This is a genomic window from Wenyingzhuangia aestuarii, assembly GCF_011927765.1.
GTDB lineage: Bacteria > Bacteroidota > Bacteroidia > Flavobacteriales > Flavobacteriaceae > Wenyingzhuangia > Wenyingzhuangia aestuarii.
In genome coordinates this window covers 56,593-74,123 of record NZ_JAATJG010000009.1, presented here as the reverse complement: position 1 = coordinate 74,123, position 17,531 = coordinate 56,593, and the positions used below count along the sequence as shown (strand labels likewise).

Annotated in this window: 15 protein-coding genes; 3 read left to right on the top strand and 12 right to left on the bottom strand. The window is 34.2% G+C overall.

Annotated features, from left to right (window positions below):
* Positions 1-4 precede the first annotated feature (4 nt).
* The 12 genes from GGR97_RS09820 to GGR97_RS09765 form a co-directional block, all read right to left on the bottom strand.
* Positions 5-3,535, bottom strand: coding sequence for a nitrate reductase (locus tag GGR97_RS09820; protein WP_167898342.1), 3,531 nt, complete (start codon positions 3,533-3,535; stop codon positions 5-7).
* Positions 3,536-3,699: 164 nt separating this feature from the next.
* Positions 3,700-4,413, bottom strand: coding sequence for a cytochrome c3 family protein (locus GGR97_RS09815; protein ID WP_167898341.1), 714 nt, complete (start codon positions 4,411-4,413; stop codon positions 3,700-3,702).
* 2 nt (positions 4,414-4,415) lie between these two features.
* Positions 4,416-5,441, bottom strand: a complete 1,026-nt coding sequence (locus tag GGR97_RS09810) for a ferredoxin--NADP reductase (RefSeq protein ID WP_167898340.1) — start codon at positions 5,439-5,441, stop codon at positions 4,416-4,418.
* A 17-nt stretch (positions 5,442-5,458) separates the two neighbouring features.
* Positions 5,459-5,938: a hypothetical protein gene (locus GGR97_RS09805; RefSeq protein ID WP_167898339.1), complete on the bottom strand. Its 480-nt coding sequence runs from the start codon at positions 5,936-5,938 to the stop codon at positions 5,459-5,461.
* 9 nt (positions 5,939-5,947) lie between these two features.
* Positions 5,948-6,760: a c-type heme family protein gene (locus tag GGR97_RS09800; RefSeq protein WP_167898338.1), complete on the bottom strand. Its 813-nt coding sequence runs from the start codon at positions 6,758-6,760 to the stop codon at positions 5,948-5,950.
* A 27-nt stretch (positions 6,761-6,787) separates the two neighbouring features.
* On the bottom strand, positions 6,788-7,267 hold the full coding sequence (locus GGR97_RS09795) for a globin family protein (RefSeq protein ID WP_209272356.1): 480 nt from the start codon (positions 7,265-7,267) through the stop codon (positions 6,788-6,790).
* A 243-nt stretch (positions 7,268-7,510) separates the two neighbouring features.
* Positions 7,511-8,698 carry a hypothetical protein gene (locus tag GGR97_RS09790; protein WP_167898337.1) on the bottom strand — a complete coding sequence of 396 codons (1,188 nt, stop codon included), beginning with the start codon at positions 8,696-8,698 and terminating at the stop codon, positions 7,511-7,513.
* An 80-nt stretch (positions 8,699-8,778) separates the two neighbouring features.
* Complete coding sequence (locus GGR97_RS09785) at positions 8,779-9,591, bottom strand: ABC transporter ATP-binding protein (RefSeq protein WP_167898336.1); 813 nt, start codon at positions 9,589-9,591, stop codon at positions 8,779-8,781.
* 12 nt (positions 9,592-9,603) lie between these two features.
* Positions 9,604-10,455 carry an ABC transporter ATP-binding protein gene (locus GGR97_RS09780; RefSeq protein ID WP_209272355.1) on the bottom strand — a complete coding sequence of 284 codons (852 nt, stop codon included), beginning with the start codon at positions 10,453-10,455 and terminating at the stop codon, positions 9,604-9,606.
* Between the two features lie 20 nt (positions 10,456-10,475).
* Complete coding sequence (locus tag GGR97_RS09775; protein WP_167898335.1) at positions 10,476-11,573, bottom strand: ABC transporter permease; 1,098 nt, start codon at positions 11,571-11,573, stop codon at positions 10,476-10,478.
* A gap of 104 nt (positions 11,574-11,677) precedes the next feature.
* A complete protein-coding gene (locus GGR97_RS09770) occupies positions 11,678-13,051 on the bottom strand; it encodes a CmpA/NrtA family ABC transporter substrate-binding protein (protein WP_167898334.1) in 1,374 nt (457 codons plus the stop codon).
* A 165-nt stretch (positions 13,052-13,216) separates the two neighbouring features.
* Entirely contained in the window at positions 13,217-13,930 is a 714-nt protein-coding gene (locus GGR97_RS09765; RefSeq protein WP_167898333.1) for a Crp/Fnr family transcriptional regulator, read from the bottom strand.
* Between the two features lie 104 nt (positions 13,931-14,034).
* Here GGR97_RS09765 and nirB point away from each other — a divergent pair, with 104 nt between their 5' ends.
* From nirB to GGR97_RS09750, 3 genes are all read left to right on the top strand, one after another.
* A complete protein-coding gene (gene nirB / locus GGR97_RS09760; protein ID WP_167898332.1) occupies positions 14,035-16,554 on the top strand; it encodes a nitrite reductase large subunit NirB in 2,520 nt (839 codons plus the stop codon).
* 25 nt (positions 16,555-16,579) lie between these two features.
* Complete coding sequence (gene nirD / locus GGR97_RS09755) at positions 16,580-16,954, top strand: nitrite reductase small subunit NirD (protein ID WP_167898331.1); 375 nt, start codon at positions 16,580-16,582, stop codon at positions 16,952-16,954.
* 162 nt (positions 16,955-17,116) lie between these two features.
* Entirely contained in the window at positions 17,117-17,530 is a 414-nt protein-coding gene (locus GGR97_RS09750; protein ID WP_167898330.1) for an RrF2 family transcriptional regulator, read from the top strand.
* Position 17,531 lies beyond the last annotated feature (1 nt).

Sequence of the window (17,531 nt, the reverse complement as noted above, 5' to 3'; positions counted from 1 at the left end):
CTTATTAAGCGTTAATAGTCATTAATTCCTCTTTTAAAATGTCTCTTACTTCGGGCTTACAACTTCCGCATCCTAAACCAGCTCCCGTTGTTTTGCAAAGCTCTGCAAAGTCTGTACAACCTCCTGCAATTTTTTGTTTTAAGTTTCCGTCTCCAACTTGACTACAAGAACAAACTAGTTTTCCTATAACAGGTTCTCCGCCACCGCTACCACGTAACAATTCATCACGTTTGTCTGATAATTCTACACGATCTTCTATTAAGGCTTTAAACTCTGCAAATTCTTTTTTATCACCCATTAAAACCGCTCCTACTAAAATATCGTCTTTAACCACACATTTCTTATAGTAACGCTTTCGTTCATCGGTTAAAATAATTTGTTCGTAAGATTTGTCTCCTTTAGGAACTTCTATATTTCCAATACTACACAAGTCTAGGTTTTCAAATTTTAGAATGTTCATTAGCACAGAACCGTCGTACACACTTCCTAAATCTCCTAAAATATATTTAGCAGCAATGTCTGCCTGTTGTTCTGCTGCTGAGGTGATTCCAAATAACCATCCGTTATATTGTGCAATTTCTCCTAAGGCAAAAATATGAGGATCGCTAGATTGTAAATGTTGATTAACTTCTATTCCTCTACCACAATTTAATTTAATGGCTCTACCTAACTCTATATTTGGAAGTGTACCAATAGCATAAACTACAGCATTGGTTTTGATTATTTTTCCAGTTTTTAATCGTACTTCTAATTCTGTTTCTTTTTCGGTTTCAAAAACAGTATCTACTTCGTTATTGTAGTGAACTTGAATTCCTCTTTCTGCAACATCTTGACCTAATAATCTACTAGAAACTAAGTCTAATTGACGTTCCATTAATCTGTTGGCACGTTGTATAATACTTGATTTGATGTTTATTTTAGAAAGCGATGCTGCTAATTCTAATCCTAACAATCCACCTCCCACAATAGTTACGTGTTGTTCTTTTTCTGGTAAACCTGTTTTTGCTAAATGCGATTTTAAATCATCAGCATCTTTTTTAGTACGCATGGTAAAAGCACCAGGCATATCTAATCTAAAGTCTTTAGGAACAAATGCTCTACTACCTGTAGCCATTATTAAAATATCGTAAGCATGGGTTTTTCCATTGCTGTCTACAATTGTTTTCTCGGCTCTGTTAATTTGAGTAATGCTACAACTTGCATGTAACGATACTTTTAGTTTTTCTAACTCTCCCTTTTTTACTTTTTGTAATTGTTCCCAAGTCATTTCTTCGTTAATGTATTCTGGTAACATTACTCTGTTGTAAAATGGGTAAGGTTCTAAAGAAAATACATCAATTTCATCTTCAAAATTGTGCTCTCTATAGGTTTGAATAAATCGGTAAGAAGCAGATCCTGCTCCAATTAAACATATTTTTTGTTTTTCTTTTTTAAACTTGGTTACTTGTGCAACGGCATGTTTAAAATCGGGTTCGCTAGAAATAGGATCTATTAATTCGTTTGTTAAATTATTGGCTCTACCAAAATCATTATCAGAAATTCTACCAAAATGCATTGGCATAAAAATAGCTCCTTTTTTAATGTCTTTGTTTACCACAGCCTTAACTCTAGTGGTTCCTCTATGGTTGTTTACTACTACAATAGTTCCGTCTTCTATATTTCTATCTTTAGCATCTTCGGGGTGTATTTCTACGTAAGGACCATCAATATGTGTTAGGAGTCGTTTTACTTTTCCTGTTTTGGTACGTGTGTGCCATTGATCACGAATACGACCGGTGTTTAAAACCAGAGGAAACTCTGCTGTAGGTTGTTCTGACTGATTGTAAATGTGTTGAGGTACGTTAAAGTTTGCTTTTCCGTCAGGAGTATAAAACTTTTTATCTGTAAACAACCTTGGAGTTCCTTCGCTTTCTTCTGAAGGTACTGGCCATTGAATGGTTCCTGTTTTTTTTAATTTTTCATAAGACAAACCAGAAATATCAATATTGGTTCCTTTGGTCATTCTACAGTATTCGCTGTAAACTTCTTCTGCGTTTTTAAAATCAAAACCTCTGTAGTTCATGGCTTGTGCAAATTTCCAGAGAATTTCTACATCTGGTAGCGCTTCTCCAGGAGGTTCAATTCCTTTTTCTAAATAAGAAATTCTACGTTCTGAGTTAGACATGGTTCCTTCTTTTTCTAACCAACCTGCTGCAGGTAATAATAGATCTGCAAACTTTGTGGTTTCAGAATTGTGAGAAATATCTTGAACCACCACAAATTTTGCTTTTTTAAGTGCTCTTTCTATTTTGTTAGAGTTGGGTAAACTTACTACAGGATTGGTACAAATAATCCAAATAGCCTTTAGGTCTCCTTTGTCTAAGGCATCAAACATTTTGGTAGCCGTGTATCCTGGTTTTGGGTTGATAGGATTACTCCCCCAAAAATCTGAGACTTCTTTTCTGTGTTCAGGATTGTTTAAGTCTTTGTGTACTGCTAATAAATTGGCCATTCCTCCAACTTCACGTCCACCCATTGCGTTGGGTTGTCCAGTTAAAGAAAAAGGACCCGAACCAGGTTTTCCAATTTGTCCTGTAACTAAAGAAATGTTTAGTAGAGAAACATTTTTATCAACACCAATAATACTCTGGTTTAATCCCATGGTCCACATGCTAATAAATCCTTTAGCATCTCCAATATACTCGGCAGCTAGTTGAATGTCTTTTAACGGGATGTCGCAAATTTTAGCAGCTTCTTCTAAAGAAGTTTCAAATACTTGTTTTTTAACGTCTTCAAAATTATTGGTATAATTTAAAATAAAATCCAAATCAATTTTGTCAGTTTCAATCAACGCACGTACAATGGCATTGTTTAATACCACATCTGTTCCTGCTTTAATTTGTAAATGCAAATCGGCAATGGCAGCTGTTTGTGTTTTTCTAGGGTCTACAACTATAAATTTTGTGTTAGGATTTGCTTCTTTATGAGCTTCTAATCTTCTGTACAAAATAGGGTGACACCAAGCAGGATTGGCTCCTGTTATTAAAAAAGTATCAGCCAATTCAATATCGGCATAGGCAATAGGTACTGAATCTTCTCCTAATGCTTTTTTATATCCAACAACGGCAGAACTCATACATAACCTAGAGTTTGTATCAATATTATTGGTTCCAATAAAACCTTTGGTTAATTTATTTACTAAGTAGTATTCTTCGGTTAAACATTGCCCAGATACGTAAAAACCAACGCTGTCTGGTCCGTGTTTTTTTATAATAGATTTAAAAACAGCTGCTGCTCTTTCAAAGGCAGTGTCCCAAGAAACTCTTTTTAAAGGATGATTTTTACTCCATTTCATTTCTGGATATAAAATACGATCGGTAGTGTCTTGTGCAACGTAATGTAAGTTCATCCCTTTAGAACAAAGCATTCCTTTGTTAACTGGATGTTCGGTGTCTCCTGTAACTTTTAGAGTTCCGTTATTATCTTTGTTTACTATGATTCCACAACCTACTCCACAGTAAGAACAAGTTGTTTTATATGATTTATTTGCAGACATGAGTTTCTGGTTTAGAAGATACTAGTTGCAAATATATGAAAAATACGTATATATTAAGTATATATACGTAGTTTTATCCGTAAATCTTATCAACAGATTTTAACCTAAGGTGATGTGTGTAACTCTATTGTTTTAAGGATGGTTGGTTTTTAGGAAGTTAAAAATTATTTTTTAGTGTATTTTTTTATCCATTCTTGTTCTGATAATGCCTTGAATTTTTTAACACCTTCATATGGATCATCACCACCTTTAAAATAAGCTTTAATTTTGCTTAACGGAATAGTGTCTTTCATAAAAAGAGCAGCCTCCGCTTGATGATTTCCATGAAAGTCATGACATTGTAAGCAAGTGCTCCACATTCCTTTTTTAAATAATTCTGAGTGAGGAGTGTCTATAGGGTCGTCTTTAATTTTGGTATCACTATGGCAGTTCATACAGTAGTTTCCTTGTGCTAAGCTTACTCTAATACCATTGTGTTCACTATGGCAGGTTGCACAATTAGTGGCATCAATTTTCTGAATTGCTTTTTTGTGTTTGGGTTCTAAAAAACGATGGGTTGGATGTCTGTCATTATCTCTATCGTGACACGACAAACATTTTTTTGTAGTTACGGGTAGAGAACCAAATTCTACCATTTTTTTTCTAAGTCCTAATGCGTGTTCTGAGTTGGACTGTATTTGTTGCATCCAAGTACCTTTTGCATCTTGATGACATGTGTTACAAGAAAATCCTTCGTGACCTGTGTTCATAGGGCCAATACTTAGATATTCTTCTGCAGGTTTTATAAAAAGGAGTGATGAAATGGCAATAATAGCGATGACAAATCCTATTAAAATTCCGTAAAACTGTCTTTTTCTAAGTGGATTAATTTCAAACATAATTAAGCTATTTCAATAGTTACACTTTCGCTGTTTGGATAAGTAATACAGGTTAAAACCTCTCCGCTATTTACTTGTTCATCGCTTAGTAAATGGCCTTTACTCATGGTGGTTTCTCCATCAATACAAGTTCCTTTGCAAGTACTACACATACCTGATCTACAAGAGTAGGGTAGTGGGATGTTTTTGCTCATGGCATGTTGTAGTATGGTTTTGTTACCTGGAACTTCTAGTTGGTAAGTCTCCTTTTTGTAATGAATGGTTACTTTGCTAACTAAGTTTTTTCTATTGACTTTAACTGCGGGTGCTTTAAAAGCTTCTAGTAAAATTTGTTTTCTATTAACTCCTTTGTTTTTTAGGATTTGTACGGTATTGTCCATAAAACCGCTAGGACCACACATCATGTATTTGTGGTCTCCAAAATCTAGATTGTATTTTTTGAATATGGTGTCTAAAATTTCTTCCGTTAAAAATCCTGTGTGAAATTGTGGATTGATGTTCTCACTAAGAATATGTTCTACAAATAGTTGATTAGCGTTTTCTTTCTCTAGTTTTTTTAGTGTTTCGTAAAAAATAATATTCTCTTTGTTCTGATTTGCATAAATCAGTAAAACTTTAGAATTAGGCTCTTTTGCAAGTACAGATTTTGCAATAGAAAATACTGGAGTAATTCCGCTACCTGCTCCAAAAAGGATGTATTGTTTTGTGTTATCTTTGTTTGGGATAATATTAAATGTTCCCATGGCAACATCAGCTTTTATTTTATCGCCAACTTTTAAAACGTTATTTATGTAATTAGAAACATAACCGCTTTTTACTTTTTTTACAGTAATTCTTAGGTCGTTTTCTGTATCTGGACTACTGCTAAATGAGTAGGCTCTTTTTACGGTGTCTTTCCCAATTTTAAAATCGAGCATGATGAATTGACCAGGTAAATACTTGATTTTTCTGAAAAAATTACCATTTTTAAAGCATACCGTTACAGCTTCTGGGGTTTCTTGAATTATGTCAGTTACTTTTAATATCATTGTTTTAGTTCCGTCTGTTATTTGTAATAGAATACAGTTCCTATGTGGAGAAATAAAATTGCTGTAATAAGCATTGATAGACTTACATGAGCAATCATCCATCCTTTAAAAATCCATTCTTTTTGAGATTTTATAAGATCTAGATTAATAGTTCCTAATAGCATGTTGGCAAAAAACACATAGCTTAATAAAGCTAAGTAACCGTATCCATAACTTGTTGTGTGTAGGTAAAATAATATAGGGCTAAAGGCACCTATCCATTTGTGGATTTCGGTAAGTTTAACGGAGTGTTTTTTTAGTTTAGGAATAATTCTGGTAAACGTTAAAAACCACTGAAAAGTTATAAATAACGCTATTGCCAATCCGCTCCATCTCTTATACATTTCTTGAGATTGGAGTTTTTCTAAAGATGCTATTTTAAAACCTAGTAAATCCTGTAGAATGTAGCTACAGAATAATACTAGGCCTATAATGGTTATAACTTTTTGATTTTTCAAGAGGCTATCTTATTTCATTAGTGATGACATAGTTACATAGGCTGATAGTTTTCTAACGCTATCAATAAAAACTTCAGGAGCAGGTAGGTAGTTACCGCTTGATGGCCATTTTTCTCCAACTTCTGGTTTTTTGGTTTCTTTAAAGTTTTTAATCTCCTCTAAATAATCGTTGTAAACAGCAGTGGTACCATCTCTGTAAGCTTTTAAGACACTCATGGCTTCTGTGTAGCTTAAAGAGTCTGCAGGATATTGCCAGGTAGTTGCTCCCATTACATCTCCAAGTTTCCAATCGGTTTTAGTAGTTTTTGGATGATTGTTATGGCAACTTACACATGCTGGAGCTCCAGCTACATCTGCAAACATAGCAGTGTATAGTTTTGAATCTTCATCAAAAAAGTGTTGAGGTTTTCTGTTTTCTTTGATTTCTTTAAATAAATCGGCTTGTTTTCCTACCAATTGGTTAGAAGCGCTAATAGGAAAATCAGAACTTAGGTACAGTCCTAAAGGGACGTCTCCTTTTCTAATATCGTTGGCAATTCCTCTTAAAAATAAGGCTGGCAAAGGACCTGCTTCTACTTTTTCGTCTTGCCATTCTTCGTCAAATTTAAAGCCTTGTTTTTTTCCGCCTCCTACAATGGCTTTGGTGTACAGAGTTCTTGTAATGTCGTTTTCATGAGCTACCATAATTAACACATCGGCAACAGAAAAGGCTTTTTTCTCTGAACTACTGGTTGTTGATTCTTCGGGAATACCTCCACAAGAAACAATTAGTAAAGAGATAAATAGGAGTAGTTTTTTTAGGTTTAGTTTGATTGTATTCATGTTGATTATTTTTTTAGTTGTTTAAGTTTAATAGGCTGCATCAATCATTACAGAGGCCATTAGGTTATAAACATCGGTCCAGGCTTGTTCAACTTCAGGGGTAAAATCATCTCCTAAACCGACGGCTAAAGTACCAATTAATGCGGCTCCAACAGTGTCGTAGTGTGATTTTTCAACACGGTAGGCTACGTGTCTTTTTCCAAGATCTTGTAATACAGGAATTAAAGCCTCTATGTTTGATAGACCAGCAACAGCTGATGATAACATGGTCATTAGTTTGTTTCCTTGGTCTTTCATTTTGTCTTTGTCGGCAGCAGGAAACAAAGGTTTTAGTTTGGGGTCTAGTTCAAAAAGTTTAGAGTAGAATATATCAGCAGCTGTAGCTGCAATTGGTTTTACAGCTTCAAAAGAAACTTGAACCAATTCTATAGTTTTAGCAGGGATGATTTCTTCTGCTACGGCTTCTGTTTTTTTCTTTCCAAATAATTTTGATAAAAATGAACTCATAGTGTGGGTATTTAAGATTGATGATTTAGCTTGTTTCTCTTTTATAAAAATAAGAGGAAACTTCTTTTTATAGGCTGTTAATCAACCATGTATTGGTTGTTTTATAGCGGTTGTATTGTTGTGTTTTCTCAGTTTAGATTTTAGATCTACTTGTTTTGTTTACAGGTGTTTACGAAAAAAGCCCAAGCAAAATGCTTGAGCTTTTAACACTGAATAATTAAGGGTTAAGGATTCCTTAATTTCTTATAAAAATTTTGGTTTAATAACTAACATTAACCATGCCCAGTTTTGGGTGTCTTTTCCAGTAACTTCACTTGGTTCAAAAAATTGAGAATATCCTCCTACTAACGAGTATCCTTTAAATTTTTTAGCAACAACTAAGTCTAATTCAGAACCTAAATTGTCTTTACCTTGAGATTGTTCTGAGAAATGATGTCCTTTTAGTTTTACAGCATAACCTTTAATTTTAGTAGCAATACCTAAATTTAGATCTACCAATCCACCTGCGTTTGCGTGGTTTCCTACATAAAAACGATCCATTAAACCATTAAAAGCATGGTTGGTTCCGTATAAAGGAAAGAATGCTGCAGAATCATCTTTTTTTCCAGAAATAATTTCTGCTCCAGCGCTAATACTTGTAATGTCCGTTGCTTTTATGCTAGCATCTAAACTTGCTAAGTAAGCTCCTTTTACATTTACGTCTCCAACTCTTTGACCATCTTGAATGTATGCGTTTGCTTTTAAAGTCACAATATCAATTTTGTAATCTGCATGTAAACCAGCGGTTAATAAAGTTGATTTGTTTTCTGTTGTTGCTTGGTATGTGTTGGCTAAAATTAATGCGCTTAAATTAAAGTCGTTGTATTTTTTATTAGCGTGAACAAATGCCATTTCTCTGTATGAAAATAAGGCAGCTGTGTCGTAGATTGAGCTGTTTGGAGTGTTTAGAGCCCCACCAATGTTTAAAGAGTATCCATCATTACTGTATTTAAAAACTCCTGCATCGTGAGTTCTTGCTTGTTGTGCCCAACCTAGACCTCCTAAAATTCGTTGATCATCATAAGATAATGGTTGACGACCAATTTTAAAGGTAGATGTTTTACTTAATTTAATGTCTGCCCATGCTTCTTGAACTCTAAAGTTTCCGTTTCCGGTTGCAGAAATTTGAGGACGATCTCCAAATTTAAAAACTTCTTGAATTCCTAAGTAAGTGGTATAGCTTTCTGTTTTGTAAGTAGCGTTTAATGCAGCTCTTACGCTTGTAGAAACATATCCTTCTGTTCCGTTTGCTGCTGTTTTAGATTGTCCGTGTCCAAACCATTCTGTACGTGGTCTAAACTCTCCTTCTAAAGAAAAACTTGGGGTTTCTTGTGCGTTTGCAATTGCAGTAAACGCAAATGTAGCAGCTAATAATGATTTAGTGAATTTCATAATTATAAATATTTAGTTATATTTTTTAGTTGATAATATTAAGGTAATTAGGGTGTGGTTTAAATGATTTTGGTCATATTTTAGTGTTCTAAAAAATCAATTAAATGTTTTCTGTATTTGTAGTAATCATCATGTTCTAAAACAGATTTACGGGTTCTAGGTCTTTCAAATTCAATAGGTAAAACATCACCAATTTTAGCTCTAGGTCCACTGGTCATCATTACTACTCTGTCTGCTAAAAAAATAGCTTCATCTACATCGTGTGTAATCATAACAGCGGTAATTTTTTCTTTGTTCCAAACGTCAATCAATACATCTTGTAATTGACCTCTGGTTAAAGAATCTAGCATTCCAAAAGGTTCGTCTAGTAGTAGTACTTTGGGTTTAATAGCAAAGGCTCTTGCAATACCTACACGTTGTTGTTCTCCTTGAGAAATTTCTGAAGCTCTTTTGTGAAAAGCGCTTTCCATTCCTACTTTGTGTAAATAGTATTTACAGATGTCTTCTTTTTGTTTTTTGCTAGCATGCGGGTATACTTTTTTTACTCCTAACATTACGTTTTCCATGGTGGTTAGCCAAGGCATTAAACTTGGTGCTTGAAAAATAACACCTCTGTCTGGTCCGGGTCCTTTAATGCTAGATCCTAGTACCGAGATTTTACCTCCTGATATTTCGTTTAATCCGGCCATCATAGAAAGCATGGTGGTTTTACCACATCCAGAATGACCAATAATGGTAATAAATTCTTCTTTTTTGATTTGTAGATTTAGGTTTTCTAAAACCACATAATCTCCTTTGGGTGTTGGGTATACTTTTTTTAAATCTATTAAATCTAACATCACTTCGTTAGAAGGGAAGCGTTCTATTTTTGGGTTGTTGGTTATAAGAGTCATAGTTACAGTTTTTTAATTAGCATCCCATCTAAAGTCCTTTGGTTGAAGTTCTGGTAGCTCATAAGTAGCGGTGCTTTCTGCTGCTTGAGCATCTCCTAAATCCATTAGGTATTCAATAATTTTAAGACGAGTTTTTTTGTATTCCTCGTTGTCATTAAGAGCTGTTTTGTCTCTAGGTCTCTCAATATTTACTCTAAATTCGGGTCCTAATGTTGCGTTGGGTCCTGGTTTTAATGGAATAATTCTATCGGCCATGTACATAGCTTCGTCAACATCGTTGGTAATTAATAAAGCTGTACGCTTGTTTCTTTCCCAGATTTTAAGAATTTCATCTTGTAAATTTCCACGAGTCAAAGCATCTAAGGCTCCTAAGGGTTCATCCATAATAATCATTTCAGGATCCATGCATAGTGCTCTGGCTACAGATACACGTTGTCTCATTCCTCCTGAAAGTTCTTTAGGTCTTTTGTTGGTAGCATGTGTTAAACCCACCATTTCTATGTATTCTTTTACTCTAACATCTTTTTCTTGTTTAGAAGCTTTAGGGAAAGCTTCTTGAATAGCCATGTCTATGTTTTGGTATACGGTTAGCCAAGGTAGTAGTGAGTAGTTTTGGAAAATAACACCGCGCTCATGACTTGTGTCTTCTACGGGTTTTCCTTTAAAAATAACTTCTCCTTCTGTGGGTTTTAATAAACCATTAACTAGGTTTACTAAGGTTGTTTTTCCGCTTCCTGAAAACCCAACAATGGCTACAAATTCTCCTTCTTCAATAGTTAAATTGATGTTGTCTAAAATTTCACCTTTGTATTCCTTTGCAGGATTGTAGGTTTTAAAGACGTTTTTTAGTTCTAAAATTGCCATAATATTGTTTTTAAGGATTCTTAAATTGTTTCTTTTTCGAATGAAATCAAGTTTTGAATAAATAACATGATTCTATCTAGAGCGAAACCAATCATACCAATAACAAACATGGCAACAATAATTTTTGAGTTAGAATCCATGGCTCCATTTTGGAATTCTTCCCATACAAATGAACCTAATCCAGGAGATTGAGCTAATAATTCAATAGCAATTAATACCATCCATGCTACAGATAAAGTAATACGTAAACCTGTAAATATTAAAGGTAAAGAGGCTGGTAAAATAACTTTGAATATTTTTTGTAGAGGTCTAAGTCTTAAAACTTTTGCAACATTAATATAATCTGTGTTTACAGATGATACTCCCATGGCGGTATTTACTAATGTAGCCCACATAGAACATAATCCTACAGAGATAAAAGAAATAATAAAGGCACTGTCTCCTTCTGAATTTTTAGTTAAGGTTTTTACAATCATAAAAACTAATAATAACCATACTACGGGTGATACAGGCTTGAATATTTGAATAATCCAACTAATAGATCCTCTTAGTGTTGAGCTTAATCCAATAACAACTCCAATAGGAACAGCAATAAATAAGGCTAGTAAAAATCCTGCAAATACTGTTTTTAAACTTGTTTTAATTTGATCCACAAAAGAAGGTCTACCTGTATAGGTAATTACAGATTTTCCTTGTTTTACACGTTTTTTGTTCATTTCAAAAGTCTTTTCTTTAAAGGCTTTTTTATCAGCAGCAATTGTTCTGTGGTCTTCTAAAAGGGTAAGGTAAGAAGCGTATACTTGCGAGGGTGAAGGTAAAGTATTGGGTTGGCAACCAGGGTCTCCAGACTCCATACATTCTTTTATCTTTTGCGCTTCTGCTTCTCCTTGACTTTTTAAAGTAGCTTCAATCTTGTATTCAGCTTCTATGTTATAAAGAGCTGTAGATCCTAATTGCCAAAGTCCTACAAAAATAAAAACAGAGGCTACAGGAGCTATTATTTTTCTAAATACTTCTTTGGTGTTTTTTGTAGGTTCTTCTTTATTGATTAAGCGTATTAATGGTTCTAAAAAACCAAGTCCAATAAACTTTAGTGCTCTGATGATTGAATCTTTCATGATGTATTGTGTTTTCCTTAAAGTGCTCTTAAATATTCAGTAGGGTTAAAATTTGGAGTGCTAGTAATTAGCACTCCAGATTTTAGTTAATCTTTTTAAGTAGATTAGTCTTTGTTTCCAATTTTAAAAGAATTGATGTATCCGATTGGGTCTTTACCGTCGTATTTGTTTCCGTCAATAAAGTCTGTAGTTGCTGGTTTGTATCCGTCTGTTGTAGGAATGTCAGTTGCAGGAATTTTACCTTCAGTAACTAAAATATCAGCAGCTTTTTTCCAGATATCTGGTCTGTAAATTTCTTTAGCTTTTTCTGCATACCATTCAGCAGGTTTTGTTTCAGGAATTTGTCCCCATCTTCTCATTTGAGTTAAGAACCATACAGCATCAGAGTAGAAAGGGTAGGTTGCATTGTAACGGTAGAATACATTAAAGTCTGGCATGTCACGTTTGTCTCCTTTTTCAAATTCAAAAGTACCTGTCATAGAGTTTGCTAATACGGTTTCGTCAGCACCTACATACTGAGGCATTGATAATATTTTTACAGCTTCAGCTCTGTTTCCTGGAGTATCTAACCATTGTCCAGCTCTAATCAAAGCTTTTGTAACAGCTACTGTTGTGTTTGGGTATTTTTCAGTAAATTCTTTTGTCATTACAAATACTTTTTCTGGGTTGTTTTTCCAAATGTCGTAGTTGGTAGTTACAGGCACACCAATACCTTTAGCAACTGCTTGTTGGTTCCAAGGTTCTCCTACACAGTATCCGTAAATAGTTCCTGCTTCTAAAGTAGCTGGCATTTGTGGTGGAGGTGTAACAGATAGTAAAACTTCCGCATCAATTTGTCCTTGAATATTGTCAGCAGAATACATACCTGGTTTTATTCCAGCTGCAGCTAACCAATATCTAATTTCGTAGTTATGTGTAGATACTGGAAATACCATACCCATTTTAAATGGTTTTCCTTCGTTTTTGTATTGAGTGATTACGGGTTTTAATGCTTCTGCACTAATTGGGTGAACAGGTTTTCCGTTTTCGTCTTTTTTAACGTGAGGTTTCATTCCTTCCCAAACTTTATTAGAAACAGTAATTGCGTTTCCGTTTAAGTCCATAGAAAAAGCGGTTACTAATTCTGCTTGACGTCCAAATCCTGCTCCAGCAGCAATTGGCTGACCCGCTAACATATGTGATCCGTCTAATTGACCATCTATTACACGGTCTAAAATATTTTTCCAGTTAGATTGTGCTTCTACAGAAACAAATAATCCTTCATCTTCAAAAAATCCTTTTTCTTTGGCAATGGCTAAAGGAGCCATGTCTGTCAATTTAATAAAACCAAAAGTTAATTGAGGTTTTTCAATTTCTAAACTTGTAGTTGCTGGTACAACAGCCTCGGTAGCTTTGCTTTCTTTCTTTTTACCTCCACAAGATGCTAACAGAATAGCAGCTGCAAATAAAGTTGAAGCTTTTAAAAATGTGATTTTCATATTAAGTGTTTTAATTAATTACGTATTGATACTTAGTTTCACAAAGATATGTACGTAGTTTAATTGCGTAGTTGTTGATTAGCCACTTGAATATGAGTTTTTAGACACAAAAAAAACTGCCGTTAAGCAGTTTTATATTTTTTTTATTAAGTAGTACGTAGTTTTTTAGCTGTCTAAGAAGAAGTTGTGTTCTGATATTTCTTTCTTTAACTTTTTGATATCTAGTATTTTAATTAGTTTTGATTTGGTGTGTATTAGATCTTCTTTCTTTAAGGCTGATAATATACGTATTACTTGTTCGTCTGTTGTTCCTGCGTAATCTGCTAGTTCTTTTCTAGATAATTCTAATCCTAAAGTTCCTTCTTCTGGATTTCCAAATTTTCTATATATATATAAGAGCATGTCAATAACCTTTTCTCTTACAGTCATTTGAGACATGGTTTTTACTTTAGTTTCACTTCTGTTTAGTTCTTCTGCGTAAAAATGCATAAAATCAAAAGTAACCTTAGGTTCTGCTAAAAGTATTTCCTTTAATAGGGTTGTAGAAAAGTTACATAGTATAGTGTCTTCAATAGCAGTGGCTCCAATCTTGTAGGTTTCTCCCATACCAAATCCACGGTGACCTATGACTTCGCTATCCTTAGATAGTCTAAGTATTTGCTCTTTTCCGTTATAACCTGTTTTAATTACCTTAACCTTTCCGCTATATATAAAGTACAGACCGTTAACAGGAGCACCTTCCATAATGAATTGCCTAGATTTTTTACACTGTATAGTGTGTTTTTGGTTGGTAATATCTGGGTTTATGTTGTTGATATGTATCAGGTTTTTCTTAATTAAGCACTTCTCATTAGCGCATTCTGAACAGCTGTAACTCATGTTTGTACGTATTTATGTGACAAATATACGTATTTATTTTGTTAATCTAAGTATTACTACGTATGTTTGCATTGTAGTACAAAGTAAAACAAACTTCTTTATATATGAAAACAATTTTAGTAATAGGTAACGGAATGGTAGGTTATAAGTTTTGTGAGAAGCTTATGGCTAAAACTAAAAGTGAAGATTACAAGGTGGTTGTGTTTGGTGAAGAGCCTAGGCCAGCTTATGATAGAGTTCACTTGAGTGAGTATTTTGCAGATCAAAACGCGGAGCGATTGAGTATGGCTCCAAGATCTTGGTATGAAGAAAATAAAATTGAATTAATTACAAATGAACGCGTTACGGATATTCATCGTGGATCTAAGACAATCACTACTATAAGTGATAAGGAGTATACGTACGACTACTTGGTTTTAGCTACGGGTTCATCTGCCTTTGTTCCTCCAATTCCAGGAGTAGAAAAAGAAGGAGTCTTTGTGTATAGAACTATAGAAGATTTAGATGCTACCATGGCATATGTTGCAAAAATTAAAGCAGAAGGATCTCCCAAGAAAGCTGCTATTTTAGGTGGTGGATTGTTAGGGTTAGAAGCAGGTAAGGCAATTTTAGATATGGGGGTGGAGACTTCTGTTGTTGAATTTGCTCCTAGATTGATGCCGAGACAGTTAGATAACGATGCAAGTAAAGTTTTACAACGAAAGTTAGAAGATTTAGGTATTGAGATTTTATTAAGTAAAGGAACTCAAAATATAGAGGGTGATAAGGCTATTACAGGAATGAAATTTTCTGAAGATGAAACTTTACCTGTAGATATGTTACTAGTTTCAGCGGGTATTCGTCCAAGAGATGAGTTGGCTAAAACTTGTGGTTTAGATGTAGGAACAAGAGGTGGTATTGTGGTAACAAACGATATGAAAACGTCTGATGACAGTATTTATGCTATTGGAGAATGTGCCTTATTGAATCATATGATTTACGGATTGGTGGCTCCTGGTTACGATATGGCTGGAGTTGCAGTAGATCAAATTTTAGGAAATATAGAGGCAGCTATGCCAACTTCTATTGATATGTCTACAAAGTTAAAGCTAAGTGGAATTGATGTAGCTAGTTTTGGTGATGCTTTAAATGAAAATAAAGAAAGTGAATCTATTGTTTATGAAAATAAATTTCAAGGGATTTACAAAAAAATAAATGTTTCTAAAGATGGTAAAAAGTTATTAGGAGGTATTTTAGTAGGAGATGCTTCTGATTATAATATGTTACATCAAATCTTTTTAAACGGAATGAAAATTCCTGAAAATCCAGAAGATTTAATATTAGGAGCTAGGGGTGGAGAAGAAGCTTCTTTTGGGTCAGCTTTAGATTTGCCAGATAGTGCAGTAGTTTGTTCTTGTGAGGCAGTAACCAAAGGAGATATTTGCTGTAAAGTAGAAGAGGGAGTAACTACCATGAAAGGTATTGCATCCGAAACTAAAGCAACTACAGGTTGTGGAGGTTGTAAGCCAATGGTAAACGATTTAATTAAAGAAACTTTAAAAGCACAAGGAGTTGTTGTTAAAGAAATAGTTTGTGAGCATTTTGAGTATTCTCGTCAGGAGCTGTACGAAATAGTAAAGATAAAAGGAATTAAAACATATGATGAGTTATTAGCTACTTACGGAAAAGGAAAATTAGGTTGTGAAACTTGTAAGCCGGTGGCAGCATCTTTATTTGCAAGTATTTATGCGGATACAGGAAATGATCATAATGTAATTCAGGATTCTAACGATAAATTTTTAGCAAATATTCAACGTAACGGTACCTATTCTGTAGTACCAAGAGTTGCGGGTGGAGAAATTACTCCAGAGCAATTAATTATTTTGGGGCAAATAGGTAAAAAGTACGATTTGTATACTAAAATTACAGGAGGTGCTCGTATAGATTTCTTTGGGGCGGAATTACACGAATTACCTTTAATTTGGAAAGATTTGATTGATGCAGGGTTTGAATCTGGTCATGCTTACGGAAAATCTTTACGTACAGTTAAGAGTTGTGTAGGTTCTACATGGTGTCGTTATGGTATGGATGAGTCAGTATCTTTTGCTATAGAAATAGAAAACAGATACAAGGGTTTGCGTTCTCCTCACAAAATTAAAGGTGGAGTTTCAGGATGTATTCGTGAGTGTGCAGAGGCTAGAGGAAAAGATTTTGGAATTATAGCTGTAGAAGGTGGTTGGAACCTGTACATTGGTGGTAACGGAGGTGCTACCCCAAGACATGCTGAGTTATTAGCAGAAAAAATTACCAACGAAGAGGTGATTAAATACACAGACCGTTTCTTAATGTATTACATTAAAACTGCAGGACCTTTAGTAAGGACTGCGGCTTGGTTAGATAAAATTGAAGGTGGTATAGAGCATGTTAAAGATGTAGTTATTAAAGATTCTTTAGGATTGTGTGAAGAGCTTGATAAAGATATGGCTGGATTGGTTGATGCTTATAAATGTGAGTGGAAAGAGGCTATAGAGAATATTGATGAGCAAAATAATCGTTTTGCACACTTTGTTAACTCAACAGATGGAGATGAAAACATTGAGTTTGTATCTCTTAGAGATCAGAAAATGCCAAAGTTGTGGTCTTAATTTCTAACCTTAAATAATTAAAAAGATGAATTCAATTTTAGAACAATATAAAACGTTACCAGAATCAGAAGTAACAACTTGGTTTAAGGCAGCTCCCGTATCAAAATTTCCAGAAAACGGAGGAGCTTGTGTAAAAATAGAAGGAAAACAAATAGCAGTATTTAATTTTACTGTAGAAGGAAAATGGTATGCATCTCAAAATGTATGTCCACATAAAATGGAAATGGTATTATCTAGAGGTATGATTGGTGAGGACTGTGGTACTCCTAAAATTGCTTGTCCATTGCATAAAAAAACTTTTTCTCTTGAAACAGGAGAGAATTTAAACGGAGAAGAGTACTCTATTGCTGTTTACCCAGTAAAAGTAGAAGATGGTTTCGTTTACATTGGTACTAATTAGTAAAATTATGTTTTATTAATAAGTTTGTTTTATACTCAACTAAGCTCAATGAATTTTCATTGGGCTTTTTTTATGGCTTAGTTCGGATTGTTTTTTATACTGAAATTAAGAGGATGTGTTTTTGTTTCCTACAATGTGAGTAGGATTTGTATATTTGTTTTTATGTTATCAAAGAAAACAAAATACGGTATAAAGGCATTAACTTATTTGGCTAAAACAAATAAAGAGTGCCCTGTTCAAATCTCAGAAATAGCTGAGAACGAAAATATTTCTGTTAAATTTTTAGAGCGTATCCTTTTGGAGTTAAGAAAAGCAGGAGTTTTAGATTCTAAAAAAGGAAAAGGAGGAGGTTATTTTTTGGCACGTCAGCCTAAGGATATTTTAATGACGGATATTATTCGTACCTTAGAAGGACCCATTGCTATGGTTCCTTGTGTTTCTTTAAATTTTTACAAAAAGTGTGATGATTGTCCGGATGAGACGGTTTGTGCTGTTAATAAATTAATGATTCAGGTAAGGGATAGTTCTTTGGCGGTGTTTCGAAATAATTCGTTAGAAGATTTAATCCGTTCATAAA